The organism is Ruegeria sp. C11, assembly GCF_056537725.1.
Genome location: NZ_JBQFSB010000005.1, coordinates 246,634 through 260,311, shown reverse-complemented (window position 1 = coordinate 260,311; position 13,678 = coordinate 246,634). Strand labels below are relative to the sequence as shown.

The 13,678-nt window shown below is 59.7% G+C and carries 11 protein-coding genes; all 11 read left to right on the top strand.

The genetic code is table 11. The features are described from left to right. The first annotated feature begins 101 nt into the window (after positions 1–101). Entirely contained in the window at positions 102–1,325 is a 1,224-nt protein-coding gene (gene hemA, locus ACR0NA_RS11840; protein ID WP_480729100.1) for a 5-aminolevulinate synthase, read from the top strand. Positions 1,326–1,422: 97 nt separating this feature from the next. After that, positions 1,423–2,979, top strand: a complete 1,557-nt coding sequence (locus ACR0NA_RS11835) for an AMP-binding protein (protein WP_480729097.1) — start codon at positions 1,423–1,425, stop codon at positions 2,977–2,979. 330 nt (positions 2,980–3,309) lie between these two features. Beyond that, the gene (locus tag ACR0NA_RS11830; RefSeq protein ID WP_480729095.1) at positions 3,310–4,572 is read left to right on the top strand and encodes an adenylate/guanylate cyclase domain-containing protein; all 1,263 of its coding nucleotides are present in this window, start codon (positions 3,310–3,312) and stop codon (positions 4,570–4,572) included. A gap of 165 nt (positions 4,573–4,737) precedes the next feature. Then, positions 4,738–5,196, top strand: a complete 459-nt coding sequence (locus ACR0NA_RS11825; protein WP_480729093.1) for a DUF2946 family protein — start codon at positions 4,738–4,740, stop codon at positions 5,194–5,196. Continuing rightward, positions 5,193–7,370 carry a 4Fe-4S binding protein gene (locus ACR0NA_RS11820; protein ID WP_480729091.1) on the top strand — a complete coding sequence of 726 codons (2,178 nt, stop codon included), beginning with the start codon at positions 5,193–5,195 and terminating at the stop codon, positions 7,368–7,370. Before ACR0NA_RS11825 ends, ACR0NA_RS11820 begins: the two co-directional genes overlap by 4 nt. A 15-nt stretch (positions 7,371–7,385) precedes the next feature. Then, positions 7,386–9,293: a TAT-dependent nitrous-oxide reductase gene (gene nosZ, locus ACR0NA_RS11815; RefSeq protein WP_480729089.1), complete on the top strand. Its 1,908-nt coding sequence runs from the start codon at positions 7,386–7,388 to the stop codon at positions 9,291–9,293. Between the two features lie 2 nt (positions 9,294–9,295). Next, the gene (locus tag ACR0NA_RS11810) at positions 9,296–10,552 is read left to right on the top strand and encodes a nitrous oxide reductase family maturation protein NosD (RefSeq protein ID WP_480729087.1); all 1,257 of its coding nucleotides are present in this window, start codon (positions 9,296–9,298) and stop codon (positions 10,550–10,552) included. Beyond that, the gene (locus tag ACR0NA_RS11805) at positions 10,542–11,435 is read left to right on the top strand and encodes an ABC transporter ATP-binding protein (RefSeq protein ID WP_480729085.1); all 894 of its coding nucleotides are present in this window, start codon (positions 10,542–10,544) and stop codon (positions 11,433–11,435) included. Before ACR0NA_RS11810 ends, ACR0NA_RS11805 begins: the two co-directional genes overlap by 11 nt. Beyond that, positions 11,432–12,253, top strand: coding sequence for an ABC transporter permease (locus ACR0NA_RS11800; RefSeq protein WP_480729083.1), 822 nt, complete (start codon positions 11,432–11,434; stop codon positions 12,251–12,253). Before ACR0NA_RS11805 ends, ACR0NA_RS11800 begins: the two co-directional genes overlap by 4 nt. After that, positions 12,250–12,768 (top strand): nitrous oxide reductase accessory protein NosL, encoded by a 519-nt coding sequence (locus ACR0NA_RS11795; RefSeq protein ID WP_480729081.1) that lies wholly within the window; start codon positions 12,250–12,252, stop codon positions 12,766–12,768. Before ACR0NA_RS11800 ends, ACR0NA_RS11795 begins: the two co-directional genes overlap by 4 nt. Then, the gene (locus tag ACR0NA_RS11790; RefSeq protein WP_480729079.1) at positions 12,765–13,667 is read left to right on the top strand and encodes an FAD:protein FMN transferase; all 903 of its coding nucleotides are present in this window, start codon (positions 12,765–12,767) and stop codon (positions 13,665–13,667) included. Before ACR0NA_RS11795 ends, ACR0NA_RS11790 begins: the two co-directional genes overlap by 4 nt. The last annotated feature ends 11 nt before the right edge of the window (positions 13,668–13,678 follow it).

The window sequence follows — 13,678 nt, the reverse complement described above, 5'->3', positions numbered from 1 at the left end:
ACCTGCCGTCAATCCTTTGCGACACTTGACAATAGTCATGTTCCCGGCCCGCCACCGGTTCTAACGTCGCCACAAAGCCAGTATTCCCGGGAGAGAACGTCATGGACTACGAGCGATATTTCACCCAGAGCCTCGACAATCTGCGGGACGAAGGGAATTACCGTGTTTTCATCGACCTCCAGCGTCGCTGCGGCGCTTTTCCAAATGCCCGCCAGACCGACGGTGAAACCCGGCGCGACGTGCGCATCTGGTGTTCGAACGACTATCTAGGCATGGGCCAGCACCCGTCCGTCCTTGCGGCAATGCACGATGCGCTTGACCGCTGCGGGGCAGGGGCCGGGGGCACCCGAAACATTTCCGGCACCACTCACGATCACGTGCTGCTCGAAGCCGAACTGGCCGACCTGCACGGAAAAGAGGCAGCACTCCTCTTTACCTCCGGATATGTTTCGAACTGGGCTGCCCTCGGTACCCTTGCCTCCAAGATCCCCGGCCTGATCGTGTTCTCGGATGCGCTCAACCACGCCTCGATGATCGAAGGTATCCGCCATTCCCGCGCCCAAAAGGTGATCTGGAAACACAACGACCTCGAGGATCTCGAGGCGAAACTGGCCGCCGCTGATCCGGATGCGCCCAAGATGGTGGCCTTTGAATCGGTCTATTCAATGGATGGCGACATCGCTCCCATCAAGGAGATCTGCGATCTGGCCGACAAATACGGCGCCATGACCTATCTGGACGAGGTGCACGCCGTTGGTCTTTACGGCCCGCGCGGCGGCGGTATTGCCGAACGCGAGGGTCTGATGGACCGCCTGACGGTCATCGAAGGCACGCTTGGCAAAGCCTTTGGCGTGGTCGGCGGATATATCGCCGCCTCTGCCGCCCTGTGTGATTTCGTGCGCAGCTTTGCCAGCGGATTCATCTTTACCACCGCATTGCCGCCAGCCATCGCCGCCGGGGCCGCCGCCTCGATCCGGCATCTGAAACAGTCTGCGGTCGAACGGGATACCCAGAAAATGCGTGTCGAACAGGTTCGCGCACGTCTGGATGCCGAAGGCATTCCGCACCTGCCCAACCCCAGCCACATTATTCCGGTGATGGTGGGCGATCCGGTCAAGTGCAAGTTCATCTCGGACACCCTGTTGGAAGAGTTCGGCATCTACATCCAGCCGATTAACTACCCGACCGTTCCCAAAGGGACCGAACGCCTGCGCATTACTCCGTCGCCGGTCCATACCGACGCCGATATCGACCATCTGGTCGGTGCATTATCGGCCCTCTGGCAACGCTGTCAGATCGCCCGGATGCCGGTCGCCGCGCAATAACACCCCCTGTCCGATCGGCCCGAAACCGCCGCAGAGTCAGGAAAAACTTTGGTCTGCCTCCCTCCCTGTGCCATCCTTCAGGGAGGGAGGATGTTTCATGACGATTTACAAGAGTTCATTTCCTGACGTCTCACTGACCGAAAAAACCATTACTCAGCGTGTGTTCGAAGGAATCGACCCCGACATGGCGGTCCTGATCGACGGGCCGTCCGGGCGCTCGATAACCGGTGCACAGTTCATAGACGGGGTCAAATCCTTGGCGGGGGGTCTGACACAGCGCGGATGGGGCGCAGGCAAAGTGGTGGCCCTGATGGCCCCCAACCTTCCCGAATATTGTGTGGTCTTTCACGCCTCGGCCTGGGCGGGGGGAACGGTGACCACGATCAACCCGACTTACACTGCGCATGAGGCCAACCATCAGCTTATCGACGCCGGAGCTGACGTTCTGGTCACAGTTGCGATGTTTGCCGAAACCGCGCAAGAGGCCATCAAGGGCACTGGCGTGCAGGAGATTGTGATCATCGGCGACGCGCCCGAAGGCATGGTCCCACTATCCGAACTGATGGGGCCGCCGCTGGAGGAGCAGGCCCCGGTCGATGTCGCCGAGCATGTCGTCGCGCTGCCCTATTCCTCGGGCACGACGGGGCTGCCCAAGGGCGTGATGCTTACCCACCAGAACCTTGTCGTGAATATCGACCAGACGCTTGCCACCGTCGATATGAACCCCGGCGAATTGACGATCGCCTTTCTGCCGTTCTTCCACATCTACGGGCTTCAGATCCTGCAGAACATCTATCTGGCATCAAATGGCGGTCTGGTGACCATGCCGCGTTTCGATCTTGAGATGTACCTGTCGCTGGTGGTCAAATACAAAACACCCCGGCTCTGGGTCGTGCCGCCGGTCGCTCTGGCACTGGCGATGCACCCAATGGTCGATCACCATGACCTGTCCTGTGTCGTGCAGGTCAACTCGGCCGCCGCACCGCTGGGCGCCAACGTGGCCGAAGCGATGGGCAAGCGCCTTGGCACCAATGCCACGCAAGGCTACGGCATGACAGAGTTGTCGCCCGTCAGCCACTTGTCACCTTTCGGCAGGGGCAAACCCGGCGCATCGGGCGTGGTGATTCCAAACACCGAATGCCGGATCGTAAACCCTGAAACGCAGGATGACCTGCCAACTGGCGAGGACGGGGAAATCTGGGTGCGCGGCCCACAGGTGATGAAAGGATACCTCAACAACCCACAGGCCACTTCGGACACCGTGGTCGATGGCGGATGGCTCAGAACCGGGGATATCGGCCATGTTGACGATGACGGGTTCATCTACATCACCGACCGGCTCAAGGAACTGATCAAGTACAATGGGTTCCAGGTCGCCCCGGCCGAGCTTGAGGCCGAGCTTCTGACCCACACCGCGATTTCCGATGCCGCCGTGATTGGCAAACCCGATGCCGAGGCGGGCGAACTGCCCATGGCCTTCATCGTCGCCGCGCCGGGCCAGACGGCCCCGACACTGGGCGACGTGCAGGACTACCTTGAAGACCGGCTGGCCCACTACAAACAGGTCCGCATTCTGGAGGTGGTCGAGGAAATCCCGAAATCCGCATCCGGAAAAATCCTGCGCCGGTTGCTGCGCGATCAACTCGGCACATGACGCCACGTGCGGTTCAACGTCCGAAAGCGCATTGCCAAATGGCAATCTCAGGGGCTTCTTTTTGCCGATGGCCGCCAAATTAATCGGTCGAATGGCCCAACTGTGTAACCGGCTTCACTGACCGCACCTCTGATCCGTGCCATGCTGGGATCATTACAGAGTGTGCGTTATCGAGTTATTTGAAGCGTATTTTTTCATTACCCTCCCTGAGACTGGAGCGCGCGATAAATTAGCGCGCTCATTTTTGTTTCCGCCGGGCAAACGCCACCGCGTTTACCAAATCCAAACAACACCGCTATGTTTGAAGGAGTTTTTTGACAGGGGATTTTAATGGCGGTCTCAGACATACTGCCAGGCGTTCGAATTCCTCGATGGCTTGACTGGTATTTAAGTTCCGGTTTCGAGGGTAAGTCGCACCGTCAAAAACGGCGTCAGCTGACCGCAAATGTCGTCAGTTTGTGGGGGGCGGCCAATTCGTTCCTCTTTATCGGATTTTATCAGTTTCACGACATGTCTATGTGGCCCGCATCCGTGGTGCTTGTGGTTCTGGGGCTCAGTATTTTTGCCCTGCCATTTGTCAGCCGGTTGGGCGCGGCCGCTTTGACGGCCTTTTCCACGGTATCCATCTGCGGATGCTTTGTTACGCTCACCTATTTCGTGGGCACTGAGTCGGGTGTTTATCTGTATATACTTGTCGTTCCACCCGCCGCCGTTGTCGTGGTGGGAACCAAATGGAAGCAAAGCATCATCCTTTGCACGCTGGTTTGTGCGCTCTCTGTTGCATACGCTGCGCTGCATTTTTCCGAACCTGCACTACCCGCAGCCAACGTACCACCGTTTCAAAGCGTGCTTCTTGTCCTTGCGGCTTTTCTCACCGCAGCAATGATCACCGTTGCGGTCTATTTCGCGTTCCTGCGGGCGGAAAGTGCGGAAGACGCGCTTGAGGCTGAATATGCAAAGTCGGAAGCATTGCTTTACAATCTGTTGCCGGAAGAAATCGCTGCGCGGCTCAAGGTTGAACCGGACAAGACAATCGCGGACAACCTGCCGAAAGTGGCCATATTATTTGCGGATATCGTCCAGTTCACCCCCCGCTCCGCCGCAATGGAGCCGGAAAAGGTTGTGGATTTTCTAAACCTGATTTTCAGCAGATTTGATGCAATCGCGGAAACCTATGGATTGGAGAAAATCAAGACGATCGGCGATGCGTATATGGTTGCAGCCGGAATGCCCAACCCCTGTGGTGATCCAGTACACCGCGTGGCGGAAATGGCATTGGGGATGCTAGAGGCGATGAAACCCCTTTCTGGTGAACTGAGAGACACGGTGGATATCAGAATTGGCCTCCACGCCGGGCCCGCCGTGGCCGGTGTCATCGGCAACAAAAAGCTCTTCTATGACGTCTGGGGCGAGACGGTGAATACGGCCAGCCGCATGGAAAGCCACGGTGAACCCGGACGGATACAGGTCACCGGACCGGCGTATAGCGAACTGGTCGGTGATTACCGGTTCGAAAAGCGGGGGCAGGTCGACATCAAGGGAATGGGAATGGTCGAAACATGGTGGCTGTTGGGTCCGGTAAAGTCAGATTGAATCGCAGGGCAGATTTTTGGCATCCCGACCTATCCTTGTGTCGGCCCCAATCGCTAAATGTCGGCGGTCGTCACTTGCGTTCAATTTTGTGAACCTGACCTAAGTCAAGTCTTCTCACCTGCAGACTCCCTATGACTCGGACAAACTTCCCGAGTCGGAGTCTCCATGCCTGCCTGCCGCATACACCCTAACCCTCTCGACCGCGCGTTTCGTGCGGTGGTGGGCTTGGCGGGCATCCTCCTGTTGCTGTTGCAGATGCTCGGTCCGGCGCTGGCGAGTCCCGGACAAGGCGTCTGGATGGAGATCTGCTCGGAGGCAGGGGCGGTCTGGGTTCAGATCGAGCCGGAAGAAGGTTCCACTGATCCCGCCGCGCCCTGTCCGAAATGCGCCGACTGCGCCCTGTGCGCCGTGACCGGGGCGGCACCGCTGCCGAACTTGCCCGAACTGGGTCTGACAGCAGGTGTACAAACCGAAACATTGGGGTGCCGGAACCTGTACAAATCGTACAATTCGGCCCGTCTCTGGCCCGAAACCCGCGGACCCCCGTCCGCGTCCCAAGATAGAACCGAACGCGCCCCGCGCGCGTCCATGGCGTCAATCCAAGTATCCGGAGGTGCGCCATGACGATTAAGCGCGCAACCCATTTTCTGCTGGCCCTGATCCTGTCCTGCCTGATGGCCGTAGCGGCCCATGCCGACAGCCTCGCCAGCTTCCTGCCCGAGATCGATCCTGCCGAACTGTCCCCCGGTGCCGATGCCTTTGGCCCGGTGCGCGATGACGTCAAGGTCGCCCCTGTTCTGAAGGGGGGCGAGACGATTGCATGGGCTTTCCTGACTTCCGATTTTGTAGGGACGACCGGCTATTCCGGCAAACCCATTCACGTGGTTGCAGCCATTGACGCCGACGCGGTTCTAACCGGCGTAAAGCTGGTCAAGCACTCGGAACCCATTGTTCTTATTGGCATTCCCAACTCGCGCATGGTCGAGTTGACCGAAGGCTATGCTGGCCTTGACCTCAAACGTGAGGCCGAAACCGGCGGTGAGGGGCACGACCTCGACATCATCTCGGGCGCGACTGTGACGATCATGGTGATCGACGACAGCCTCGTGCGCGGTGGGATCAAGGTGGCGCGTGCCTTGGGTCTGGGTGGGCTGTCTCCGGTACAGGCCGACGGCCCCAAACGCGAAGTCGACATGGCGCAAAGTGCGACCTACGACTGGGCGACCCTGTCCGGAGACGGCTCGGTCCGGCGTTTGACGCTGGACATCGGGCAGATCAACGCCGCCTTTGAGGCCACCGGCGATCTGCGCGCCATCAAACGCCCCGAACCTGGTGAGCCGGATGACACTTTCATCGACATGCACATGGCTCTGGTCTCGGTTCCCTCAATCGGAAAATCGCTTTTGGGTGAGGCGGAATATGCCAATCTTGTCAATTGGTTGGATGAGGGCGAGCAGGCCATTCTGGTGCTGGGCCGCGGCGCCTACAGCTTCAAGGGTTCCGGCTATGTGCGCGGGGGAATCTTTGATCGGATACAGTTGATTCAGGGCGATCGCTCGGTCCGGTTTTTCGACCGTCAACAGCGGCGATTGGGCGAGGTTGCAGCCCCCGACGCGCCAAGCTTCAGCGAACTCGATATTTTCAAAATCCCCGCCGATGCCGAGTTCGATCCGGCCGAACCCTTCCGTCTGCAACTGCTGGCGCAACGGGCCGTGGGCGCGGTTGAAAAGACCTTTCTGACCTTCGATCTGGGATACAAACTGCCCGAAAACTATCTGCTGCCCGTCGCCACACCCACGATTGTTGACGATGCCACCGACGAGGCCAACGCCAAAGCCGCGCTTTGGAAGCGCATCTGGAAGGACCGCACAGTCGAGATCGCCGTACTTGGCGTCATGCTGCTGGTGCTGACCGCAACCTTCTTCTTCCAGTTCCACGCCACAATGAACGCGCGGGTCTTCTACTGGTTCCGCATCGGCTATCTGACAATGACCCTGTTCTTCATCGGCTGGTACGCCAATGCGCAGCTGAGCGTGGTGAACCTGATGGCGCTGGCAGGCAGCCTACGCACTGGCTTCTCGTGGGACGCCTTCCTGCTGGATCCGCTGGTCTTCATTCAGTGGTTCGCCGTGGCGGCCGCCCTGCTGTTCTGGGGTCGCGGCGCCTATTGCGGCTGGCTGTGCCCGTTTGGTGCGCTTCAAGAGCTGACCAACAAGGTCGCCCGCGCGCTGAAAATCCCGCAATGGACCCTGCCATGGGGCCTGAACGAACGCCTGTGGCCTGCGAAATACATGATCTTCCTCGGGTTGTTCGGCCTCAGCTTTGTATCGATCCCGCTGGCCGAGACATATGCCGAGATTGAACCCTTCAAGACCGCCATCATCCTGAAATTCATGCGCGACTGGCCGTTTGTGGTCTTTGCGCTGCTGCTGCTAGGGATCGGGCTGTTCATCGAACGGTTCTATTGCCGCTACCTCTGTCCGCTGGGCGGAGCGCTGGCCATCCCCGCGCGTATACGCATGTTTGACTGGCTGCGCCGCTACAAGGATTGCGGCACCCCCTGTCAGACCTGCGCCAACGAATGCCCCGTTCAAGCAATCCACCCCACCGGTGAGATCAACCCGAACGAGTGCGTCACCTGCCTGCATTGTCAGGTGCTCTATCAGTCCGAGGCGAAGTGTCCCGTCGTCATCCGCCAGTTGAAACGGCGGGCCAAGACAGGGTCGGTCAACCTCAAGACCCCTCTCGGACAACCACCGGCGAACCATCCGAACGCCAAACCGCAATCTGTTTCCTAAAAAGGAGGAACGATCATGTCGGAACACGATAACAAACTGAAAGTCACACGCCGGGGAATGCTGGGTGCGACTGCAACCGGCGCCGTGTTGGCCGGGACAGGTCTGGGTTCGACCCTGATGTCCGCGAAAGAGGCCAGCGCCGCGGCCAAGCAGCATCTGGAGCCTGGTGAACTGGATGAATATTACGGCTTCTGGTCGTCGGGCCAGACCGGCGAGCTGCGCATCATGGGCGTGCCCTCCATGCGCGAGCTGATGCGGGTACCCGTATTCAACCGCTGCTCGGCCACCGGCTGGGGTCAGACCAACGAGTCGCTGAAGATCCTGACCGAGGGCCTGCTGCCCGAAACCAAAGAGTTCCTGGCCGCAAACGGCAAGGTTACCTATGACAACGGCGACCTGCACCACCCGCACATGTCCTTCACCGATGGCACCTATGACGGCCGCTATCTGTTCATGAACGACAAGGCGAACACCCGCGTGGCCCGCGTGCGCTGCGATGTGATGAAATGCGACAAGATCATCGAGATCCCGAACGCGCATGACATCCACGGCCTGCGTCCGCAGAAATATCCGCGCACCGGTTACATCTTTGCCAACGGCGAACACGAGGCACCGCTGGTCAATGACGGCCAAATCCTCGATGATCCGTCGCAATACGTGAACATCTTTACCGCCATCGACGGCGACACGATGGAGATCGCTTGGCAGGTGATGGTGTCGGGCAACCTCGACAACACCGACTGCGACTATCAGGGCAAATACGCCTTCTCGACCTCGTACAACTCGGAAATGGGTATGAACCTGGCCGAGATGACCGAGAACGAGCTGGACCACGTGGTCGTGTTCAACCTGAAAGGCATCGAAGAGGCCGTGGCCGCCGGCAACTATCAGGAACTGAACGGCGTCAAGGTTGTGGACGGGCGTAAAGAGGCAGGCGGCAACCTGACTCGTTACATCCCGATCCCGAACTCGCCGCACGGTGTGAACGCCGCACCCGACAAGAAACACATCATGATCAACGGTAAGCTGTCGCCGACCGTTTCTGTGATCGATGTGGAAAAGGTCGACGCGCTGTTTGCTGACAATGCCGATCCGCGTTCCGCTGTCGTTGCCGAACCGCAGCTGGGCCTTGGCCCGCTTCACACTGCGTTCGACAACAAGGGCAACGCCTATACCACCCTGTTCCTCGATAGCCAGATCGTGAAATGGGACATCGCCAAGGCGATTGAGGCCTATGCCGGTTCTGATGTCGATCCGATCCTCGACAAGGTGGACGTGCAGTATCAGCCGGGTCACAACTCGACCTCGATGGGTGAAACTGCCGAAGCTGATGGCAAGTGGCTGATTTCGATGAACAAGTTCTCGAAAGACCGCTTCCTGAACGTGGGTCCGCTGAAGCCGGAGAACGAGCAGCTGATCGATATCTCGGGCGACAAGATGAAGGTGGTCCATGACGGCCCAACCTTTGCGGAACCGCACGACTCGATCATCGTGCACCGGTCCAAGGTGAACCCGATCAATGTCTGGAACCGCGACGACCCAATGTGGGAAGATGCGCGCAAACAGGCCGAGGCTGATGGCGTCGATCTGGAAGAAGGGGCCGAAGAACCCATCCGTGACGGCAATAAGGTGCGTGTCTACATGACCTCGATCGCACCGACCTTCAGCATGGAGAAGTTCACGGTCAAGCAGGGCGATGAGGTTACCATCTATGTCACCAACCTGGATGACGTCGACGACGTGACCCATGGCCTGTGCCTGTCGAACTTTGGTGTCGCGATGGAGATCGGGCCGCAGGCGACCGCCTCGGTCACATTTGTCGCCGACCGTCCGGGCGTGCACTGGTACTATTGCCAGTGGTTCTGCCACGCGCTGCACATGGAGATGCGCGGCCGGATGCTTGTTGAGCCGCGGAGCGCGTAATCATGCGCTGGCCCCTGCTCATACCGCTCCTGCTCGGCTCGCCCCTTTGGGCGGCGGATTGGGATGTGCCCAACCGGGCAGGGGCCATCAATGAAACATTGGCACAGGCGGCGGATGGAGACACCCTCCGCCTGAGCCCCGGTACCTACACCGAACAACTGGTTCTGGACCGGCCCGTCACCATAGACGGGCTGGGGCAGGCCACCATCGACGGGCAGGGCGCAGGCAGCGTCATCACCGTTACGGGGCCGGACGTGACCGTGCGCGGCCTGACGGTGGTTGGTTCGGGCTCGGGCCATGATGAGATCGACAGCGGTATCAAACTGACCAAGACGGCCAGCGCGCCGGTGGTCGAAGACAATGTGCTGCTTGGCAATCTCTACGGCATCGACATTCACGGCGCCAAGGACAGTATCGTTCGCCGCAACCGGATTGAAGGGCGGCAGGACCGCCACATGAACACGCGCGGCAACGGCGTCTATGTCTGGAACGCGCCGGGTGCTGTGGTTGAAGGCAATGACATACAATTTGGCCGGGATGGCATCTTCGTCAATTCTTCGAAGAAGAACTTCTTTTCGGGCAATTTATTTCGCGATCTGCGCTTTGCCGTTCACTACATGTACGCCGATGATTCGGTGGTCAGCGACAATATCTCGATCGGAAATGACTTAGGTTATGCCGTCATGTTTTCGACCGGCGTAAAAGTCACCGGAAATGTGTCGATAGGTGACCGCGAGCATGGCGTGATGCTGAACTATGCCAACAAAAGCGTGATTTCCGGAAACGTTGTGAAAGGTGCCAAAGAGAAATGCACCTTTCTGTACAATTCCAACAAGAACGACTTCACCGACAACTGGTTCCAGGGCTGTGGTATCGGTATCCACTTTACCGCCGGCTCCGAACGCAACCGCATCGTGGGCAATGCGTTCATCGGCAACCGGACACAGGTGAAATACGTCTCGACCAAATGGGTCGAGTGGTCTGAAGATGGGCGCGGCAACTACTGGTCCGATTTTGCCGCCTATGACGTTGACGGCAACGGCATTGCCGACGCCCCCTATCGCCCCAACGATAGTATGGACCATGTGCTGTGGACCCAACCCGCAGCCAAAATGCTGCTCGGCTCTCCTGCCGTGCAGCTGGTGCGCTGGTCGCAATCGGCCTTTCCGGCACTGCTGCCGGGAGGGGTGATCGACAGCAATCCCCTGATCAAAGCCCCTGAACCCCCAGCAATGAAAAAGGTGCCTCATGACGGATAAGGCCCTGACCATCGAACATGTTTGCAAGGACCGCGGATCAACCCGTGTCCTCAGCGATATCAACCTGTCCCTTGCCCCCGGTCAGCGCGTGGCGCTGCTGGGCCATAATGGCGCGGGCAAGTCGACCCTGATCAAATCCATTCTCGGACTGACACCCATCCACGACGGGGCGATCCGCATAGGCGAGGCCAGCCCCGGCAGCGCACAGGCGCGGCGGGATACGGCCTATCTGCCCGAAGCGGTGTCGTTCCATCCCGCGTTAACCGGGCGCGAGCAGCTGACTCTGTTTGCCAGCCTCTCGGGCGCAAAGGCCGATGTGCCGGACCTGCTGGATCGGGTCGGCCTCAGCGACGCGCTTGATCGCCGGATCGGGACCTATTCCAAAGGGATGCGGCAGCGACTGGGCCTTGCGCAGGTACTGCTGGGCAAACCCAGGGTGGCACTTCTGGATGAGCCGACAAGCGGTCTCGATCCGATCTCGCGTCAGGATTTGTATGCCATCATTGATGATCTGGCGGGGCAGGGCACGGCAGTCCTGATCGCCTCGCACGCACTGACCGAGGTCGAGGCGCGCACCGACCGTATCGCGATCATGCGCAAAGGGCGGATGGTGGCTGATGACACCCTGAGCAATCTGTCGGCATTGGCCGGGCTGCCAATCCGTTTGCGTGTACGTGCGACTGAAAACGCCGATGTGCTGGCCGCAAAGCTGGGCGGTGATCGCGTCAACGGAGCCTCGGTTGAGTTGCTGTGCGCTCCCGCCGACAAGATGGAGGCGCTGCGGCGTATCGCGGGTATGGGCGACGCCGTGGCGGATGTGGAAATGACCCCGCCGAAATTGGAAGACCTGTATCGCCACTATGCGCAGGAGGCATTGCAATGACACGCTTTCTTGCCATTACCCGAACCGAGATGATGATTTTGCGCCGTAATCGCTGGCTGCTGGTGGCAACGCTGATCATGGTGTTGTTCGCACTGGCGCTGACCTTTGCTGGCAGTGCACCCACCGGAACGCTGGGTGTGGATATGCTGACCGTGTCTGTCGCTTCGATGACGACCTTGTCGGTTTACCTCGCACCGCTTCTGGCCTTGATGATCGCCTTTGACGCCATCGCCGGAGACGTTGACCGGGGCAGTCTTGCCTTGCTGCTATCCTACCCTGCCGGGCGAGGTGAAATTCTGCTGGGTAAATTCGCGGCCCATCTGGCTGCTCTGGCCTTTGCCATGACTGTTGGTTTCGGCACCGCCGGTGCCGTCGCCGCATGGTTCGGCGGGGCGGGACCGGAAAGCCTGATGGCACTGGTGCGCCTGATCCTTACATCCATCCTGCTGGGCGCCGTGTTTCTGGCGCTGGGATACCTGCTGTCCGCCCTCGCACGGGGCGCCACGGCGGCGGCAGGTCTGTCGGCCGGGCTCTGGCTGGTCTTTGTCGTCCTTTATGACCTCGGGCTGTTGGGAGCCGTGGTCATGGATCAGGGCGGCACCTTCACCCGATCCGTCTTTCCTTGGGTGATGGTGGCCAACCCGGCCGACGCATTCCGTTTGTGGAACATCGCCGCGACCGAAGGTGTTGCGATGGCATCCGGCATGTCCGGCGCGGCGCAGGCATTGCCAGCCTGGGCAGCGCCTGCCTCGCTGCTGCTGTGGCCGTTTCTGGGATTCCTTTTGGCCCGCGCCGCATTCCGGAGGGTTGAGCCATGAAGCACCTTGCACTTATTGCCCTTGTGGCCCTTGCCGCCTGTAAGGAGGAACAGGTGGCAGCACCGCCCGAGCCGGTCGATTTGACGGAAACCGCGCTCAGCTATTTCTGCCAGATGAACATTGCGGAACATGGCGGGCCAAAGGGGCAAATTCATCTTGAGGGCTATCCCGCACCGCTGTTTTTCGCTCAGGTACGCGACATGCTGGCCTATCTCAAAAGCCCCGAACGCGACGCGGACATAACCGCCATCTATGTCAGCGACATGGGGGTAGCACCCAGTTGGCGGCAGCCGGGGATTTCCAACTGGATTTCTGCCGATGGCGCAACATTTGTCGTTGGTGCAAACGTGGCGGGTGGTATGGGCGCGCCCGAAGTCGTTCCCTTTGCCAACTCTTCGGCAGCGCTGGGTTTCATCGACCAGTACGGCGGAGAAGCACTGCCGCTGAGTGAAATTCCGGCCGAAGAAGTTCTTGGACCAGTCGATCTGGACCTCAGCCTGGAGACACCGGCATGACCCATGTATCGCGTCGCCGCTTTCTGACGATCTCTGCCGCCTGTGCGGCGCTGCCCGCAGGTGCCATCGCTGCACCGGTTGCCCGGTGGCGTGGTGTCGCGCTGGGCGCAGGGGCCAGCCTGCGTCTTGAAGGATTGACTGAGGCGCAGGCTGCGCCCGTCATCTCTGCGGTCGAGGCCGAGGTGAACCGGCTGGAGAACATCTTTAGCCTGTATCGCCCGAATTCGGAACTTTGCCGGCTGAACCGCGACGGAGTGTTGCCAGCACCCGCGCCCGAGCTATTGGATGTACTCAGCCTGTGTGGCGCGATCCATGACGCAACCGGGGGCGCCTTTGATCCGACCGTGCAACCATTGTGGCACGCCGTGGCCACGGGCGCAGAGAAAACTCAGATTGCGAAGGCCAATTCCGCCGTTGGGTGGCACAATGTCACGGTGCGTTCGGGTGAAATTCGTCTGGCCCGCCCGGGTGTTTCGGCGCTAACGCTAAACGGTATCGCTCAGGGAGCGATCACCGACAGGGTGGCGACATTGCTCAAAGGATTCGGATTGCGTGACGTTCTGGTCGATATGGGAGAGATTTCGGCCCTCGGGCAACGCGCAGACGGAACGGCGTGGCGGGTTGGCTTGGCCGAACCGAAAGGGGCAACAGTTCGTCGTATCACGTTGCGCGACAGGGCGATCGCGACCTCGTCCCCGGCAGGTACCATGCTGAGCGCGGAACAGGGGCACATCCTAGACCCTCGCGGCGGTACGCCAACTCACCGCGCAGTATCTGTTTCTGCCCCCGGCGCTGCGGTTGCGGACGGGCTGTCCACTGCGCTTTGCCTGCTGTCGGAAGATGACATCGCCCGGGTTCTTACACAATTCCCGCAATCGAAACTCGAAATGCTGATCTGAGACATGAAAAG